The sequence below is a fragment of the Brevibacterium sediminis genome (assembly GCF_013623905.1).
GTDB classification, from domain to species: Bacteria; Actinomycetota; Actinomycetes; order Actinomycetales; family Brevibacteriaceae; genus Brevibacterium; species Brevibacterium sediminis.
This window is the reverse complement of the sequence record NZ_JABKDD010000001.1, coordinates 523,955-541,577: the sequence shown is the minus strand read 5'-3', so window position 1 is coordinate 541,577 and position 17,623 is coordinate 523,955. Positions and strand designations below refer to the sequence as shown.

The window sequence follows — 17,623 nt, the reverse complement described above, 5'->3', positions numbered from 1 at the left end:
GTCATGGGCAGAATCATTCCTTGCTCGGTCTCGGTCGGTCAGGCTGCTGGGCTGCGGGCGTGATGTGCCCACAGCAGGTGGGTCAGGTAGGAGCGCCAGGGACTGCAGTTCATTGCGACCTGTTTCCAATCGACAGGTGCCGCTGAACTCGCGTCGAGATCGGCGATGGTCTTCTTCACGCCGAGGTCTGAGTCCATGAAGACGTCGGGATCTCCGAGGGCGCGCATCCGGATATAGCCGTTGCTCCACGGACCGATTCCGGGCAGTGCCAGCAGATTCCGGCTCGCTTCCTCGCGGTCGCTGCCCGCGCCGAGGTCCACACTGCCCTCGGCCAACGCCTGCGACAGTGTCTGAATCGTCCTGATCCGACTCGAAGGCAACGCCCATTCGGATGCGGGGACAGCGGCGATCGCCTCGGCGGTGGGAAAGACCCTGTCGACTCCGCCGAAGCTCAGCTCCTCCGGCAGTGATTCTCCAACACCTGCGACGAGGCGTTCCAGATGGGTGCGGGCGGCGGCCAAGGAGATCTGCTGTCCGAGGACTGTCCGCAGAGCCAGTTCGACGGGGTCGCTGTGGCCCGGTGAACGAAGTCCTGGATGGTCGTCGACGAGGCGGCGCAGGCCCGCCGACCGCAGTGTATGGGCGATCGCCTCGGGGTCGGCATCGAGGTCGAGGAGGCGCCGGACTCGTGCGACGGCGCTGCCGAGGTCGCGGGTGTCGGCCAGGCGGAGACGGCAGTCAACGAAGTCCCCGTGCCCTTGCCGCACCGTGATCACGGCGGGACCGTGAGCCAGCCGCATCGACCGGGTGTAGGCGCCGTCCGAGACATTTTCGATCCCGGCAACGGCTCGTGCCTCGAAGTACCCCAGCAGATGCGCGAAGTCGAACGGCGGGCGATACGCCAATCGGAGTACGACTTCGTCGGTCACCGAATGTTCGGCACCGTCTCTGCGCAGCTGTCGTGGGCTGATCGAATACATCGTTCGGAAGGTGTCGTTGAACTGTCGGATACTGGAGAAGCCGGCGGCGAAGGCGATCTCGCTCATCGGCATCGAGGTGGCCTCGATGAGTGTCCTGGCAGTGCGTACCCTTTCGGTGCGAGCCAGCGCCAGAGGTCCGGCACCGAGCTCGGCGTGGATGAGGCGCCCGAGTTGGCGAGTGCTGTACCCGAGTTCGGCGGCGAGGGTTGCGACTCCTCCGCGGTCGACGGCACCGTCGCGGATGAGGCGCATGGCTCGGGCCACGACGTCTCCGCGGGTGTCCCACTGCGGCGAATTCGGACTGGCATCCGGGCGGCACCGTCGGCAGGCCCGAAAACCGGCGTCTGCCGCGGCCGCGGCCGTGACGAAGAAGTCCACGTTCTCCCGCCGCGGAGTCCTCGCCGGACACGACGGACGGCAGAAGATCCCGGTGGTGCGCACCGCGGTGAAGAACATTCCATCGAAGCGTCGGTCACGGGAAGTGACTGCCTGATAACACTGATCGGAGGTGAACATAGTTCCATTGTCCGCCCCGAGGAGTACGATTACTAGCGGTTTTCGGCCACGGCAGTGGCCGGCACCAGACGAGGCAGGACGCGGACGAGGACGATCAGAACAAGAAGCTCGATGAGGGTCTGCGTCACGACCCCCGCTGGACCGATGCCCTCCCCGGTGATCGCACGAACGATCGGAAGCATGACCAGGGAATTGCGCGTGACGGCGGAGAGGATCACAGCACGTGATCGCCGCGGACCGACGTGCAGAGCCCGCGTGACGCCCCACCCGATCGTGGTCATCACGACAGCGAAGACTGCGAAGACGACGGCCACGGTCCCCAACTGTCCGGCGGAATGGGCGATCCTCGGGGTGACCGAGGCAGTGATGACGAGCAGCGTCAGCGTCATGACCGGATCCATCAGACGTGCGCTCGCGGCGAGGGGCCGGCCCAATCGTGGCGTCCGGCGGGCAAGTCGACGAACGACGACGGCGGCCGTAAGAGGAATGATGATGAACAGCACCAGCGCGCCGACGAGCGGACGAACAGGCAGATCGATGCTCAGCCGCCCTCCGGTGACCGCCCACAGCATCACGGGCAGCAACAGCAGCTGAGCGATCATGAGCATGGGAGTGAGCATCAGCAGGCGATCGGCGGCGCCTCCTGCAGCACGTGTGAACGCTATGACGTAGTCGATGCAGGGACACAGCAGCACGATGAGCACAGCCGGCAGCAGCGGATCAGCGATGTCGAAGACCGATATGAGACCGGCGACGACCAGCGGGACGATGAGGAAGTTCAAGGCCGCCGTCACAGCAAGAAGAGGCAGATCGCGAACCGCACGCAATCCCGTTTCGAAAGGGATGTCGAGGAACGTGAGGAAGAGCAGAGCGATGAGGCACGACGTCAGGGCGGTTTCGGCCAGAGCGGCGAATCCGGAGATTCCCGCACCGAGGATGACGCCGAGCACGGCACCGCCGAACCACCAGAGCGTCTGCGTCGAGGGGCGCCGAACGGCGTCCGAACTCGTCTGAGCCGATGGCTTGTCACGTCCGGACTCCGGGTGGGAAGGAGGCACAGCCGGTCGGCCGTTCAGTCGGCTTCGGGCCAGTAGTGGGAGTCCGGCAGCGCTCGTCGACCGAAGATGGCCTGCCCCACACGGACGCAGTCTGCGCCCTCTTCGATGGCCACTTCGAAGTCACCAGACATGCCCATCGACAGCCGCCCCAGGCCGAGAAGGTCAGGATCGGTTTCGCGAACCTGGTCGCGCAGACCGCGCAGAAGCTGGAAGCAGGGACGGACACGGTCGATATCCGAAGAGAAGACTGCCAAAGTCATCAGTCCCTGGACCTTGAGAGTCTCGAAGGCTCGCACCTCCTTGAGGAAGTCGAGGAGCTCTTCCGGCGGCATGCCGAATTTGGAGTCCTCAGAGGAGGTGTTGACCTGGACATACACGTCGAGGCTGCGTCCTTCCGCTTCGAGTCGACGGTCGAGGGCTCTGGCGACTTTGAGTCGGTCGAGCGCCTGGAATTCGCTGGCGAACTTCGCCACGTCCTTGGCTTTATTCGACTGGAGGTGCCCGATCACAGCCCAATCGATGTCGAGGTCGGCCATCTCCTCGGATTTGCGGTGGGCCTCCTGAACCTTGTTCTCACCCAACTTCGCACAACCGGCGGCAACGGCGAGGCGGATGCGTTCCTGGGGTACGGTCTTGCTCACTGGAAGCAGCTCGATGTCGGCGCGGTCCCGGCCGGCGCGCTCGGCGGCAGCGGCGATCCGGCGCTTCACCTCGGCGATATTGGCTCGGAACTCCCCGACGGTCGTCGCCGTCGAGTACTGCCCATCGTGACTGAGTCCGCTGTCGTCTCCCATACGGTCATCGTACTCAGGTTTTCCCTGCGTGCCCGCGATGTTCACGCCACGATGCGGGCCCGGTCGGTCGGTCCACGTCCGGTCATCGATTTGGCTTCCTCCCAGGCTGCGGCCAGTCGCGGCCCCACATGCTGCAGTTCGCTCTCCGTCACCGTATAGGGCAGGCGCACCCACCGATCGAGTCCACCGGCGGGGGCGAAGTTCGGTCCTGCGACGAGGCGGAGACCATGGTTTCTCGCGGCGATCGAGAGTACCCCGGAACGTGCCTCCGGCAGTTCGGCCCACAGCGCCATTCCACCGGAGGGGACGATGAGCTTCCACTCTGGCAGCCATGACCTCACCTGTGCGGCGAGCAGGTCTCGGGCGGCTCTGAGCCGGGAGCGGCAGTCGGCGACGACAGCATCGTGATTGCTCATGAGTTCGACCGTGACGAGCTGTTCGAGGACCGGTGCTCCCAGGTCGAGTCCGAGCCGGGAGGACGCGAAATGACCGATCCGGTGGCGGGGAATGCGCATCCATCCGATGCGCAGACCTCCCCAATAGATCTTGCTCACACTGCCCACTGTCACCGCGTCCGTGATCAGCGCGGACATCGGAGTGGCCATCCTGCCGTCCTCGAGTTCCAGTTCGACGAGGGATTCGTCGAAGACGGGGACGACTCGATGCCGACGAAGAGCCTCCGCGAGCTCACTGCGCTGGGCTTCGGGCAGCAGTGCGCCGGTCGGATTGTGGAAGTCGGGGATGAGATAGGCGCTGCGCGGACGTGTCTGTCCCATCAGCTGCTCCATGGCGTCGATGTCCCAATGGTGCCCCTGAGTTCCGAACTCGAGGGGGTAGGTCACGAGAGCGGCGCCCGCGCCTTCGAGTGTGGCGATCGCATTCGGATAGGTGGGGCTTTCGATGAGCACCCGCGAGGTCGACCGTGCCCCGCCTCGGCGCGCGGACTCATCGGGTTCGACGTCGAGGAGGGCGCGGACGGCGATGGCCGCACCGCCGAGTGCCCCGGAGGTGATGAGAATCTGATCGGGGTCGGTCGGGGCGCCGCGCCGGGTATAGCGATCGGCGATGATCTCCCGCAGCACCGGTAGCCCGGAAGGATAGTACCCGGTGCCGGGCAGGTAGGCACCCAAACGTGACAGTGCCCGGTCGTAGGCGTCGAGGATATCCGGAGGTGCGACCGGAGCGGTGCACGTGAGATCGACCTCCGACTCGTCGCCGCCGGCAGGTGAGAGCAGGTGGTCGATGCGGCCGCCCGGGACGCTGGGCAGCTGAACGGTGCTGCCGGAGCCTCGGCGAGTGAGGATGTATTCCTGTTCCCGCAGCTGAGCGTACGCTCGTCCCGTCGTCGTGCGCGAGAGACCGGAGGCGGCTGCGAGTTCGCGTTCGCTCGGCAGCCTCGTGCCGACCGGGAGTCGTCCGTCGGTGATCGCCGCGGCCACTGCGGCGGCCAGCGATTCGTATGCGGGCGCCTTCCACGGTCCGTCTCCGATGATGCCGATGAGTCGTTTGGCTCCCAGGACCGGTGTGCTCATGGTTCTGACCTCATGGGACCACTTTCCAGCAAGTGGCTATATCGCACAAGTCCAATTTCGGTCATGATGGAATTGTCCCTCTGATCGCAACCCTCAGAAAGCCACCACATGACGAAGATGAGAGCCTCGAGGCGTCAGCTGGCCAACGTCGGTCCCATCGCACAGCTGCGCGGCGGACGGCTGTGGCGGCGTCTCCCCCAGCTGATCCTCGGCCTCTACCTCTTCGGTGCCTCGATGGCAATGATGGTCAACGCGGGCTTGGGCATGATGCCGTGGGACGTCCTCCACTCCGGCATTCAGAATCACGTGCCGCTGACCTTCGGCACCATCATCACGATTCTCGCGTTCCTCGTACTCCTCATCTGGATCCCGCTGCGCCAGCAGCCGGGGATCGGCACGATTCTCAATGCCCTCCTCGTCGGGCCGGCGCTCGACCTCACCCGCCTGTTCCTGCCCCGGCCCGAAGAACTCGGGTGGAACATCTCTCTCATGGTCACGGGCGTCGTCCTCAACGGGGCCGCCTCGGCGATGTACATCGGCTCCCAATTCGGGCCGGGCCCCCGCGATGGGCTGATGACCGGGCTCTCCCGTGTGACCGGACGCTCGATCCGACTGGTGCGCACCCTCATCGAAGTCAGCGTCGTCGCCGTGGGCTGGCTTCTCGGCGGAGTCGTCGGGGTCGGCACAGTCCTCTATGCCTTGGGGATCGGCCCGATCACCCAGGCTCTGCTTCCCGCCTTCACCGTCGAACTCCGTCCCCGGTCGAAGCCGACGACCGCCGCCGAGGATGCACCCGAAGACTGAGCGACCGTCACCTCTGCGGGGCCCTCAGAAGATCGAGGACCTCAGTGAAGGACGGATCGAACGCATCCATTCACTCCATCGAATCGAGGATGTCGGTGAGATCGTCGAACGTCGTCAGCGGATTGACGATCGCGAACCTGGCATTCGGCCGCCCCTGGTGCGAGCTCGGGACGACGAAAGCGCGCTGGTCCTCGAGCAGACGATCCGACCATGCGTCATAATCCGACCGCTGCCAACCGTCGCGTTCGAACACGACGACCGAGAGTTCGGGTTCGCGCACGAGCCGCAGATGCTCTCGATGCTTGATCTCCGTGGCGATCTCACGCGCCAGATCGATCGAATGGCCGATCGCCTCCCGATACGTTTCGGCACCATAGCTGGCCAGCGAATACCACAGCGGCAGCCCACGCGGTCGCCGTGTCAGCTGGATGGCGAAGTCCGAGGGGCTCCAATCCTGAGCGTCGGTGAGCGTATCGAGATATTCGGCCTTCTGCGTGTGCGCTCGCCTCCCCGAATTCGGATCGCGGTAGATGAGCGCACAGGCGTCGAAGGGAGCGAAGAGCCATTTGTGAGGGTCGACGATGAGCGAATCGGCCTTCTCCACTCCGGCGAACTTGTGGCGTGCCTGCGGCGAGAGCATCGCGGCCAGACCGTAGGCGCCGTCGATGTGGAGCCAGAAGTCGAACTCGTCCTTGAGAGCGGCGATGCCGGCGATGTCATCGATGGTGCCGAAGTTCGTCGTCCCCGAGGTGGCGACCACCGCGATCACGGCGTCCCCGTGTTCGAGCAGGGCCTCACGCACGCCGTCGGGACGCAGGATCCCGTCCTCGCCGGTGGCCACCGGGGCGACATCGACATCCATGACCTCGGCTGCGGAGGCGACCGAGGAGTGGGCTTCGGCGCTGCACACGATCACCCAGCGTCCCGGCCGAGTCTCACCGAGCTTCTCCTTCTGTGCGTTGCGGGCGGCGACGAGAGCTGAGAGGTTGCCGATCGTACCTCCTTGGACGAAGACTCCCCCGGCTCCAGCGGGCAGCCCGAACTCTCCCGCCAGCCAGCGCAGGACTTCGTTCTCTGCATGGACGACTCCGGCACCTTCGAGCCACGAACCGCCGTAGAGAGCACTGGCGGAGACGACCAGGTCGAAGGCGACAGCCGCCTTCGTGGGAGCGCTGGGGATGAATGACAGGTACTTCGGATGGTCGGTGGAGATGCAGGCCGGAGCAAAGATGTGCTCGAAGATCGCCAGCGCCCGAGCTGATCCCAGCCCCTCCTCGGTGACGGTGGGGCCGGCCAGTCGACGCAGCTCGGCTTCGGACGTGGGATGGTCGAGCGGAGTGTCCTCGGCCAGAGTCCGACGACGCGAGTACTCGAGCACGAGATTCACGAGGTTTCGGGTCTCATCGGAGACAACGTGCATGCGGGAATGAAGACTGTCGGTCATTGGGGCTCCTCGGCGCGGTCGATGGTGATGGGGATCGCCCACCGATAACGAGACTATCCGCATAGAACCGATTTGTGGTGCCTCGGACGGTTCGGATCGACACGAATTCCTCTCCATGGTCACTGATCGCAAGTTCTGACTCTTATTCATATTTACTTGCGAGCGGACTTGTTGCTGAGGTAGGTTCGGCACCATGGCAGGAGGGCAGACGACCGAAACCGGGGATTATTCCCGCGGCACGATCGACAGGGGGTCCGAGGCCACCGGACTCCGCGTCCGGGACGCCATCCGGCGGTCCGGATTGAAGCAGCGCAAGATCGCCTCTGTGATCGGCATCGACGAGACGAAGCTGTCCAAGGCGCTGTCAGGTCGCCGCCGCTTCACCGCCGATGAGCTCCTCGGCGTGGCCACCGCCACAGGTGTGACCGTCCGGTGGCTGCTTGGCGACGAGTCCCAGGTCTCCGCGCTTCCGCCGAACTCGGCAGCTGCTGCGGCCAACGACGACGACGCCAACCCGAGACGCACGATCGCCGAGGCGGCGTGGACGCTGTTCGGCCGGTACGGCTTCGACGCGGTGCGCATCGCCGATATCGCGGCGGCGTCCGGGGTCTCGGCGCCGAGCATCCATTACTACTTCGCCAACAAGTCCGAGCTCTTCGATGCCGCTCTCGACTATTCGGTCAAACTCGCCTTCGACCGTCAGATCGCGTGGCTTGACGACATCGCGGACCCCGCGCAGAGACTAGAAAGTCTGTTGAAGCTGCAGTCCCCGCTGGGACGCACGGAACGCGGCGAATGGTCGATCTGGCTGCAGACGTGGACTCGAATGGCCCTCGAAGGTTCGGCTCTGTCGAACTATCCGCTCAGCTACGAACGCTGGTCGCGCACCGTCCAGACGACGCTCGAGGACGGTCAGCGCACCGGCTGCTTCCGAGGCGGTGATCCACGTGCCATGGCCGACGAACTCACCTCCCTCCTCGACGGACTCGGAATCAAGGTGCTCACCGGGGTGATGGACACCGAGACCTTCTCCCGGCGTCTGCGCTCCTACCTCGATCGCGCCATCATGCATCCCACAGAACCCACAACCGCAACATCCGCCGATCGACTGAAGGAGTCATCATGAACCGCAAGGTCATCCTCACCTGTGCCGTCACAGGAGCCGGGGACACCACCGGCAAGAGCGAACACGTTCCCGTCAGCCCCGAAGAGATTGCGAACGATGCCATTGCGGCGGCCCGCGCCGGGGCGTCGGTGGTCCATATCCATGTCCGCGACCTCGAGACGAAACAGGGTTCGCGCGAAGTCGCCTACTACCGCGAAGTGGTTCGCAGCATCCGCGCCTCCGACGTCGACCCGGTCATCAACCTCACCGCCGGGATGGGCGGCGACCTCGTCATCGATCCGCAGGATCCGCTGACCACGATGCCGGGCACCGATCTCATCAACGCCCTGGACCGACTCCCCCACGTCGAGGAGCTGCTGCCCGAGATCTGCACGATCGACTGCGGCAGCCTCAACTTCGGCGAAGGTTCGAACCTCTATGTCTCGACCCCCGACATGCTGCGCGAAGGGTCGAAGCGCATCCAGACTCTGGGAGTGCGTCCCGAAATGGAGATCTTCGACACCGGCAATCTGTGGTTCGCCAATGTGCTGGTCGAGGAGGGACTCATCGACGCCCCGCCCCTGTACCAGCTGTGCATGGGCATCCCTTACGGTGCTCCGGCCGATCCTGGCCTCTTGGCTGCAATGGTGAACATGCTGCCCAAAGGTGCGCAGTTCACGTCATTTGCCATCGGTGCCAACCAGCTGCCGTGGGTGGCCCACTCCGTGCTCGCCGGTGGTCATGCCCGCGTGGGACTCGAGGACAACCTCTACATGTCCAAGGGCGTCAAGGCCACGAACGCCGATCTCACCGCTCGTGCCGTCGACATCATCACCGGCCTCGGCGCATCCGTGGCCACTCCTGACGAGGCCCGCGAGATCCTCGATCTGCGCGTGCAGACACCGACCATCACCGGAGGCGATCTGTGAACGATTCCACCCCCGCCGCGCCCCTTCCCGACACGCCGGAGTTCCTCGGCTTCGACGCGATCGACACCATCACCTGCGTCGGCGCTGGAACGATCGGCGGCGGCTGGGCCGCATACTTCCTCGCACAGGGCTACCGGGTGAAGATCTGGGACCCGGCTCCGGACGCCGGCGAGAAATTCGCGCGCCTCCTCGATGCGGCTTGGCCGGCCCTGGCCGAACTCGACATGGTCGAGTCAGCCGACCGCACCGCTTGGTCGATGCACACCGACCTCGCCGAGGCGGTCGCCGGCACCGGATTCGTCCAGGAGTCCGCACCCGAGGACCTCGCCCTCAAGCGCGGACTGCTCGCCCAGATCGACGAGGTGTGCCCACTGAATATCGTGATCAGCTCGTCGACCTCGGGATACAGCATGACCGAAATGGCCACCGAGGCGGCCCACCCCGAACGACTCGTCGTCGGCCACCCATTCAACCCGCCCTACCTCATCCCCTTGGTCGAGGTCGTCGGCGGCCGGTCCACATCGGCCGCTGCTGTCGACTGGGCCGCCGACTTCTTCAGCCATATCGGCAAATCCGTCATCCGCATGGACCGTGAAGTCCCCGGATTCATCGCCAACCGACTGCAGGAAGCTCAGTGGCGCGAGGCCCTGTACATGGTCGAGCAGGGCGAGGCCACGGTCGAGCAGATCGACCGCTCGATCACCGATGGCCCCGGTCTGCGGTGGCCGTTCCAGGGACCGATGCTCACCTTCCACCTCGCCGGCGGCGAGGGCGGAATGGCGCATATGCTCGACCATTTCGGCCCCTCGCTGAAGTCTCCGTGGACGCGGCTGACCGCCCCGAAGCTCAGTCAGCAGCTGCGTGACGATGTCGTGGCCGGCTGCGATATCGAGGCCGGTGAGCGGTCCATCGCCGACCTCGTGGCGCATCGTGATGCCGGAATCATCGCCCTGCGTCGGCTCACCGACCAGTTAGCCACCACCACGGCAGACTCCGGTGATAGTGAGTCTGCGGACGGCGTGGCAGGCGCTCCTCCCTCCTCTGCTGCTCCCCCGACGTCCGCACCGATGTCAAGGGCCGCCTCGGCGACAATCCTCGGTACGTACAGCACCGAAGTCGTGTCCGAGTGGATCGATTACAACGGGCACATGTCCGAGGCCTTCTACGTTCTCGTGTTCGGTTTCGCCACCGATCAGGTGATGGATCAGCTCGGTCTCGATGCCGCCTACCGGGTAAGTGCAAAAGCGTCCCTGTACACCGTCGAATCCCATATCCGCTACCTCGACGAGGCGGCCCTCGGCGATAGGATCACCGTCGTCCCGCACCTCGTAAGTGCTGCTGAGAAGAAGCTGCACCTGGCCTATGAGATGTACGTCGATGAGCGCCTCGTATCGACCGAGGAGATCATGGCCCTCCACGTCGACCAGGCGGAGGACCGAGTCGTGCCCTTCCCGGACACAGTGGCGGAACGGATCTCACAGATCGACATGGAGCGCCCGGATTGGGTGGGTCGGGCGATCGGCTGAAGTACGTCAGGAATCAAGAAGCCGGCACCGCCTCGTGCCGCTATTCTGAAAGTCATTGGTTCAACAGAAGCCGAGTGTCCCGACCCGAGCATCCGTACTTTGAGGAGTCACCATGACCGCCACGACTGCCGACGTCACTTTCACTGCGAACGCCGAGCTGCTCTTCGACCGGCCGATTCTGCGCCTGCCTCAGGACGCCAGCGATCAGCTGCCCTCACGCGGCCAGGTCGCAGTCACGGGCACCCTCGACGGCACCGAATTCAGCACTGTCATCGAACCCGACGGACGTCGCGGTCATTGGATCAGTCTCGATGACGACCAGTGGGAGAAGCTTGGGAAGAGAGAAGGAGCGGGGATCGAGGTCGGCCTGACGCCGACGAAGAACTGGCCGGAGGTGACGGTTCCCTCAGACCTCCGTGCGGCGCTCGACGGTGCCGGTGATCTCGACGATGTCTGGGCCGGACTCACGCCGATGGCCCGGTGGGAATGGGTGCGCTGGATCAAGTCGACGAAGAACGCCGATACACGGGCACGCCGTGTCGACGTCGCAATCTCGAAGCTCGAGTCCGGCAAACGTCGTCCCTGCTGCTTCGATCTGTCCTCATGTACGGACCCGGAACTGTCGAAGAGCGGAAAGCTGCTCGGGCTGGCCTGAGCCAGAGCCCATCCGACCGACGAGTCGGATGCGCTTCAGTCCGGCTGCGGAGCCCGCAGCACGGCACGTGAGGGGTGCACAGTCAGCGTCAGTCCTGCCCCAAGCACGGAGACGACCGCGGCGGCCGCGAAGAGCAGCCAGAACCCACCGACCAAGGCAACGAGCCCGGCGCCCAGGAGCGGACCGATCAGCTGGCCGAGGTTCGCGGAACTGTTGACGAGACTGAGGTCGCGAGCATGGTCGTCCGGGTCGAGCAGCAGATCCGTGGCCAGGGCGAGACTGACCGCCATATAGGCTCCGTATCCGGCACCCATGACTCCGGCCGCCACTGCTGTCATGGTGAAGTTCGGGCTGATGAGGATGATGATTCCCGAACAGGCCTGGACGAGTGCGGCGACGACTGTCCAGAAACGTCGGCTGCCTCGTCTGTCCGTGACCATGCCGACGAGGATCGAGGCCGCCACCACGAAGACCGTGTAGATGACGATGAGGATGAGCAGGCGGTCCTCGGCGTCGGCGGCGGGGATCATGATCCCGTAGAGCAGGAAGAACAGCAGCAGCGACGTTCCGAACGAATTGCCGACGTTGACGATGAAGCGACTGAGGAGCAGGCGGGTGAAGCTCGGGTCGACAAGTGAGGACACTCGCGGCCGAATGAGATCACGACGGGCATGGAACTCGAGCACGGCGGCATGCGGCAGCGGCGGATCGGGCAGCAGTAGCGCAGTGACCGTGCCGATGACGACGATGAACCCGGCGAGCACCGCATAGGATGCGCCGGCGCTCAGGCCGAGCAGCACGATCGTGGCGACGCCGACGACGACGCCGACGGCTTGAGCCGAGCTGGCCGCAGCGGAGGCTGCACCGCGCTGGTCATCGAGCTGATCGGCGATGAGTGCAGTCAGCGCCGAAGAAGCCACGGATACGCCGACCGAGGCGACCACCCACGCCGCCCCGACCAGCAGGGGTCCTTCCGCGCTGCCGGTGAGGACGAGACCGAGTGCGGCGAGCACCGATCCTCCGATCGCCCAAGGACGTCTCCGACCGTACCGCGAACGGGTGCGGTCAGAGAGCCGACCGGCCACGGGGGCGGCAGCGATACCTGCCAGGCCGCCGGCCGAGAGGACGAGTCCGGACCAGACGACTCCGTCGATCCAGTGTCCGCTCTGAGTGTCGAGCTGAAGTGGCAGGAGGAGTTGGATCGGTGTCAGCTGAACCGTCCAGATCGCCAACCAGGCGAGTGTGAACCACACCATCCACCCAACCGATACACGTACTCGCGAAACGGAGCCGCCTGGGTGGGGCGGAGGGCTGACCGCGCTCATGGCCGAACCGCGGAGATGAGATCCCGATACCAGCGAAAGGACGCCTTCAGTGTCCGCGTTCCGGTGTTCATATCGACATGTACGAGGCCGAAGCGCTGGCTCCATCCTTCGGCCCATTCGAAATTGTCCAACAGCGACCAGACGGTGTACCCGTCGATGCGCACACCTGCTGCCTTCGCTTCACTCACCGCGCCGAGGTGGTCACGCAGATAGTCGATCCGCTCGGAATCAATGATCTCCGTATCGGTGGTGTCGGGTTCGGGGAACGAGGCTCCGTTCTCGGTGATGATGATCGGCGGCAGTGCGGACCCGTAGCGTCGACCCATGTCGATGAGGAAGTCGCGCATCGTGTCCGGTCGGATCGGCCACATGGGACCGAACCCGGTCACGGGCGCCCCGGGGGTGGGCACCATCTCGAACGGCACCGGTCCTGTCGAGGCACGGACCGTGGTCGGATTGTAGTAGTTGAAGCCGTAGACCTCGTTCGGTGCGGAGATCAGGTCCATATCGCCGTCGGCCACCGGCAGTTCGACGCCGAAGGGGCTGAGGTCGGGATATTGGCCAGTGAGCAACGGGTCAGTGAAGAGGCGGTTGTGAATCGCATCGAGCAGGTCGGCCGCAGCATGGTCGTCGGCAGACTCGGAAGCGGGGAGGACGAGACTGTGGTTGAGAGTCGGCGCCGCTTGAACTGCGCCGTGTTCGCGCAGAATTGGAGCGGCGATCCCGTGGGCCAGCAGCTGGTGGTGGACCGTGGGCAGAGAGTCGAAGAGCAGAGTACGCCCGGGGGCCAGTTCCCCCAGCGCATAGCCCTGCAGCGATGTCGATGCGGGTTCGTTGATCGTGTACCAATGACGAACGCGGTCACCGAGGCGACCGGCTACCACTTGCGTATAGTCACCGAAGCGGTGGGCTGTGTCGCGATTGAGCCATCCGCCGTTCGCCTCGAGTGCGACCGGCAGGTCCCAGTGGTAGAGCGTCGGTTCGGGTGCGATCCCGGCGGCGAGGAGTCCGTCGACAAGGCGGTCGTAGTAGTCGAGCCCCGCCGAATTCACCGAGGCGTCCGTCCCGGCATTCGGAATGACACGGGTCCAGGAGATGGAGAACCGGTACCGGTCGACACCGAGGTCGGCAAGCATCGCGATATCGTCATCGAAGCGGTGATAGCTGTCGGGACCGGGTTCGGCAGTGCTGCCGTCGATGATGTTGCCGGGCGTGTCAACGAAGTCATCCCACATGCTGCGGCCGCGACCATCTGCGCTGCGCGCCCCTTCGATCTGGAAGGCAGCTGTGGCCGCAGAGAAGTGCATTTCGGCCAAAGTCTCGACATTGCTTGGAAGATTCCCCACCATGAGTCGAATATGTCACGGTTGGTGAGGGCCTGCAACAGATGATCCGGAACCTTGCAGCCAGGTCTTCACTCTGCGAGGAGGACGGGCGGCGCGTAGGGGGCGTCGCGAACGGTCAGCTCAGGACTGATCGCGGCAGGAGGTTCGGGTGTGCAGGAGGAGAATCAGTCGGATTCAGCGGCAATCGCCGCCGATGCCCACACGAGCGGGATCTGCAGAGGCAGTCTCGCACAGGCGATGGCTCGGCCCTTCGGATTGTCCCACTGCTTGACCACTGTGTAGATGTTGGCCGGGAAGACGCCGACCATGAGCGCGGCAGAAGCGACACCGCCGAGGCGCCGGGTGGCCGGGTTGGCCAACAGCCCTGCACAACCGAGTTCGGCGACGCCGCTGGCTATGGTCCAGAAACGTGGATTGCCCAACCGAGGCGGGACGATGGAGTCGAAGAGCTTGGGTCGGGCGAAATGGGCAACCCCGGCAAGGCCCAGGACGCCGGTCATGGTCGCCGTCTTCGTGTCCATTCCACGTCCGTCCTGACTCTGCTCGCTTCGACGCGCCGCCTGACCCGGCGTCCGGCTTCGATTGCATGAGGTCCACAACGCAATATTCGGCATCGAACGACTCGACGGAGAGATGCGTGGAGCTAAGGGGAATCGAACCCCTGACCTTCTCATTGCGAACGAGACGCTCTACCAACTGAGCTATAGCCCCTTTTCGACTTCAGCTTACGCCTGCCCCCTGCCCTTGATCAAAATCGCACGAGCGGTATGGGACCTCGTGAGGCACAGTGTGTCACCTGGGGCGGGCCCGGTGGAGCCACTTGAACTCGGCGAGTACAGTCGAACGAGAGTCCCCTCTACGAAAGGACCGACAATGGCAGAAGAATTCGGAACAGTCGTCATCGGCGCAGGCCTGGCAGGAGGCACCGTGGTCGAATCGCTGCGGGATGCCGGTTACACCGCTCGGATCGCGCTCGTCGGCACCGATCCCGCAGCTCCGTACTACCGCCCGGATCTGTCGAAGAAGGTGATGATCGAGGGTTCGGATCCCGCCGACTCGGCCCTCCGAGGAGAAGACTGGTACTCGGCCCACGACGTCGAGACGTTCTTCGGCACCTCGGTGACCGCGGTCGACACAGATGCTCAGACCCTTACTCTCGACAACGGCGGTGACCTGTCCTATGGTCAGGTGATCCTCGCGACCGGATCGGTGCCCCGAACTCTTGATGTCCCCGGCGCTCAACTGGGCAACATCCACACTCTCCGCGACGCCGGGGATGCCGTGGCCATCCGGTCCCAGTTCGGTGAGGGCAAGAAGGTCGCGATCATCGGCGGCGGCTGGATCGGCCTCGAAGTTGCGGCCGCAGCGAAGTCTCACGGCTGCGATGTCACGGTCATCCTCCACACCGATGCTCCCCCGCTCTCCGGTGTCCTCGGGCAGGAGCTCGGAGAGTACTTCGAAGACCTGCACCGAAAGAACGGAGTGAACTTCCTCAAGAACGCGGACACGACAGCCTTCACCGGTGACTCCGCTGTCGAGGCCGTCGAAACGTCTGCCGGAAGTGTACCCGCCGATCTCGTCGTCATCGGAATCGGCGCGGATCCCGCCGTCGATCTGGCCACCTCGGCGGGTTTGACGACCGAGAACGGCGTGATCGTCGACGAACAGATGCGCACCTCTGATGGCAGCATCTTTGCCATCGGCGATATCGCGAATGCGAAGAACGTTCTGCGCGGTGAACGTCTGCGCGTCGAGCACTGGGACAATGCAGTTCGCCAGGCCGAGGTCGCAGCCTCGACGATCAGCGGCGGGACCAAGACCTACGACTGGCAGCCGTATTTCTACACCGACCAGTTCGACCTCGGCATGGAATACGTCGGTCAAGGCGAATCCGAGGACGACGTCGTCATCCGCGGCGACAAGTCCAGCGGCGAATTCATCGTGTTCTGGCACCGAGCCGGCAAGGTCACCGCGGCCATGAACGTCAATGTCTGGGACTACGGCGACGAGCTCCGCGCCCTCATCGGCAAGGAAGTCAGCGCCGACCGTCTCGCCGACGAACAGGTGCCGGTCGGCGAACTCTGAGTCCGAGAACGTCCGAGTCGGACGGATCGGCGATCCATCGTCGACTCCGCGGGGCCGGTGACCGAATGTCACCGGCCCCGCGGCGTGCGTGCCGACGTGGCAGAGAGGAATTCGCGCAGGTGCGCTGCGAAAGCCGCCGGATGACTGCGGTGCCAGTCATGGCCCATCCCGGGGACGAACCGGAGTTCGGCTCCGTCGATGCCTTCCGCCAACTCCCTGGCCGCAGGCCTGTTCGCGATGTCCCGCGTTCCGCACCACACTGCAGTCGGCACCCTCACCTCGCCGAGGCGGTCCCGCAGATCGGCGGCTTCGACCGCCGCGTACATGGCCAAGGTCTCGGACTTCGTCGAACCGTATGCGGCGAATGCCCGTTCCGGCAGTCGGATGGAGATCTGCCATTGCAGGCGCATCATCCACTTCGGCGGCCTCACCTGTCCACCGGAGAGAATCAGCGCGTCGAGTGCGCCGGGGTCGGCTCGAGCCGCGACCGCCGTCGCCACCATCGCACCGAGAGAGAGTCCGCAGACCACTGTCGACTGCTCCGCTTCGATCCTCTGTAGAACTCGATCCGCGGCGTCGGACAAGTCGAACATTCCGTCGTCGATGACGCCGAGTTCGCCGAGGTCGATGGCGTTGCACGACCAATCGGCCGGCAGTTCGGCGATGACGTCGTCCCAGACATCGGCGCGCTCACCGGCGCCGTGGAGGAAGATCAATTGCGTGTTGGCTGCGTTCATCGCGTCTCCTCGGGTCTCGTGATCATTCTAGATCCCGCTCTGGCATCCTGGTAGACATGGATTCGCTCTTCGCCGATGAGGCCTTCGACCGCCGACCGAGAATCGTCGCCCCCGGCGCGGTCTGGGTACCGGGTTTCCTCAGCGCCGAGGCGCAGCAGTGGATCATCGCCCGCTATGCCGATTGGCAGTCCGGTCCGGTTCCTCCCCATGCGACGACGATCGCAGGGCATCCGATGAGTGTCACGACGATCGGGCTGGGCTGGCATTGGCAGCCCGGGCGCTACGACCGCCGCGCCGTCGACGTCAACGACAAGGTGGTGCTGCCCTTCCCCGATTGGATGACCCGTCTGGGCCGCCAGGTTCTGCAGTCCACAGCAGCGGTCGTCGAGGCTGCACCGGATCTCGCCCCGGGTACAGCCGCCGCGTGGGGATTCGACCCCGCCGACTACCACCCGGATGTGGCCCTCGTGAACTACTACGACGAGCACGCGAAGATGGGTATGCACCAAGACAAGGACGAATTCGACCCTGCTCCTGTCGTCTCCTTGTCATTGGGCGATACGTGCCTCTTCCGGTTCGGGAACACGGAGACACGTAACCGTCCCTTCGAGGATCTGCGGTTGGCCTCGGGTGACGCCTTCGTCTTCGGCGGCCCTGCCCGCTTCGCCTACCACGGGGTCAGGTCGATCCAGCCGGGAACTGCACCGGATGCGGGACGACTGAACCACCTCGGCGGGGGCAGGATCAACATCACGATGCGCACGACCGGACGGAACTGAGCTCACGT

At 64.8% G+C, this 17,623-nt stretch carries 16 protein-coding genes and 1 tRNA gene; 7 read left to right on the top strand and 10 right to left on the bottom strand.

The window, feature by feature from the left end; translation table 11 throughout:
• Positions 1 to 38 precede the first annotated feature (38 nt).
• From HK108_RS02490 to yczR, 4 genes are read right to left on the bottom strand one after another with little or no spacing between them, the layout of a single operon-like run.
• The gene (locus HK108_RS02490; RefSeq protein ID WP_139467076.1) at positions 39 to 1,496 is read right to left on the bottom strand and encodes a DNA-3-methyladenine glycosylase 2 family protein; all 1,458 of its coding nucleotides are present in this window, start codon (positions 1,494 to 1,496) and stop codon (positions 39 to 41) included.
• Positions 1,497 to 1,528: 32 nt separating this feature from the next.
• Positions 1,529 to 2,554, bottom strand: coding sequence for an arsenic resistance protein (locus HK108_RS02485; RefSeq protein ID WP_172169308.1), 1,026 nt, complete (start codon positions 2,552 to 2,554; stop codon positions 1,529 to 1,531).
• A gap of 14 nt (positions 2,555 to 2,568) precedes the next feature.
• Positions 2,569 to 3,348 carry a YggS family pyridoxal phosphate-dependent enzyme gene (locus HK108_RS02480; RefSeq protein ID WP_139467073.1) on the bottom strand — a complete coding sequence of 260 codons (780 nt, stop codon included), beginning with the start codon at positions 3,346 to 3,348 and terminating at the stop codon, positions 2,569 to 2,571.
• Positions 3,349 to 3,389: 41 nt separating this feature from the next.
• Positions 3,390 to 4,880: a MocR-like transcription factor YczR gene (gene yczR / locus HK108_RS02475; RefSeq protein ID WP_139907976.1), complete on the bottom strand. Its 1,491-nt coding sequence runs from the start codon at positions 4,878 to 4,880 to the stop codon at positions 3,390 to 3,392.
• Positions 4,881 to 4,988: 108 nt separating this feature from the next.
• Here yczR and yczE point away from each other — a divergent pair, with 108 nt between their 5' ends.
• Entirely contained in the window at positions 4,989 to 5,684 is a 696-nt protein-coding gene (gene yczE, locus HK108_RS02470; RefSeq protein ID WP_139907975.1) for a membrane protein YczE, read from the top strand.
• Between the two features lie 70 nt (positions 5,685 to 5,754).
• On the opposite strand, the gene HK108_RS02465 is transcribed toward yczE, so the two are convergent.
• Positions 5,755 to 7,128: a pyridoxal phosphate-dependent decarboxylase family protein gene (locus HK108_RS02465; RefSeq protein WP_139907974.1), complete on the bottom strand. Its 1,374-nt coding sequence runs from the start codon at positions 7,126 to 7,128 to the stop codon at positions 5,755 to 5,757.
• Positions 7,129 to 7,321: 193 nt separating this feature from the next.
• Here HK108_RS02465 and HK108_RS02460 point away from each other — a divergent pair, with 193 nt between their 5' ends.
• The 4 genes from HK108_RS02460 to HK108_RS02445 all read left to right on the top strand — a co-directional run bounded on the left by HK108_RS02460 (position 7,322) and on the right by HK108_RS02445 (position 11,343).
• On the top strand, positions 7,322 to 8,254 hold the full coding sequence (locus HK108_RS02460) for a TetR family transcriptional regulator C-terminal domain-containing protein (protein ID WP_181270473.1): 933 nt from the start codon (positions 7,322 to 7,324) through the stop codon (positions 8,252 to 8,254).
• Entirely contained in the window at positions 8,251 to 9,162 is a 912-nt protein-coding gene (locus HK108_RS02455) for a beta-keto acid cleavage family enzyme (protein ID WP_139907972.1), read from the top strand. The genes HK108_RS02460 and HK108_RS02455 overlap by 4 nt, the downstream gene beginning before the upstream one ends.
• A complete protein-coding gene (locus HK108_RS19045; RefSeq protein ID WP_139907971.1) occupies positions 9,159 to 10,688 on the top strand; it encodes a 3-hydroxyacyl-CoA dehydrogenase NAD-binding domain-containing protein in 1,530 nt (509 codons plus the stop codon). Before HK108_RS02455 ends, HK108_RS19045 begins: the two co-directional genes overlap by 4 nt.
• A gap of 112 nt (positions 10,689 to 10,800) precedes the next feature.
• A complete protein-coding gene (locus HK108_RS02445) occupies positions 10,801 to 11,343 on the top strand; it encodes a YdeI/OmpD-associated family protein (RefSeq protein ID WP_139907970.1) in 543 nt (180 codons plus the stop codon).
• A 35-nt stretch (positions 11,344 to 11,378) separates the two neighbouring features.
• On the opposite strand, the gene HK108_RS02440 is transcribed toward HK108_RS02445, so the two are convergent.
• From HK108_RS02440 to HK108_RS02425, 4 genes are all read right to left on the bottom strand, one after another.
• Positions 11,379 to 12,599 carry an MFS transporter gene (locus HK108_RS02440; RefSeq protein ID WP_139907969.1) on the bottom strand — a complete coding sequence of 407 codons (1,221 nt, stop codon included), beginning with the start codon at positions 12,597 to 12,599 and terminating at the stop codon, positions 11,379 to 11,381.
• 65 nt (positions 12,600 to 12,664) lie between these two features.
• Complete coding sequence (locus HK108_RS02435) at positions 12,665 to 14,017, bottom strand: GH1 family beta-glucosidase (protein ID WP_139907968.1); 1,353 nt, start codon at positions 14,015 to 14,017, stop codon at positions 12,665 to 12,667.
• Between the two features lie 161 nt (positions 14,018 to 14,178).
• Positions 14,179 to 14,535, bottom strand: a complete 357-nt coding sequence (locus HK108_RS02430; RefSeq protein ID WP_229663912.1) for a DoxX family protein — start codon at positions 14,533 to 14,535, stop codon at positions 14,179 to 14,181.
• A 117-nt stretch (positions 14,536 to 14,652) separates the two neighbouring features.
• Positions 14,653 to 14,725: transfer RNA gene (locus HK108_RS02425), tRNA-Ala, on the bottom strand.
• A 162-nt stretch (positions 14,726 to 14,887) separates the two neighbouring features.
• On the opposite strand from HK108_RS02425, the gene HK108_RS02420 reads away from it, so the two are divergent.
• The gene (locus HK108_RS02420) at positions 14,888 to 16,099 is read left to right on the top strand and encodes an NAD(P)/FAD-dependent oxidoreductase (protein WP_139907967.1); all 1,212 of its coding nucleotides are present in this window, start codon (positions 14,888 to 14,890) and stop codon (positions 16,097 to 16,099) included.
• A 68-nt stretch (positions 16,100 to 16,167) separates the two neighbouring features.
• Here the strand turns inward: HK108_RS02420 and HK108_RS02415 are convergent, their stop codons facing one another.
• A complete protein-coding gene (locus HK108_RS02415) occupies positions 16,168 to 16,836 on the bottom strand; it encodes an alpha/beta fold hydrolase (protein ID WP_181270472.1) in 669 nt (222 codons plus the stop codon).
• A 56-nt stretch (positions 16,837 to 16,892) separates the two neighbouring features.
• Here HK108_RS02415 and HK108_RS02410 point away from each other — a divergent pair, with 56 nt between their 5' ends.
• Positions 16,893 to 17,615 (top strand): alpha-ketoglutarate-dependent dioxygenase AlkB family protein, encoded by a 723-nt coding sequence (locus HK108_RS02410; protein WP_139467053.1) that lies wholly within the window; start codon positions 16,893 to 16,895, stop codon positions 17,613 to 17,615.
• Positions 17,616 to 17,623 lie beyond the last annotated feature (8 nt).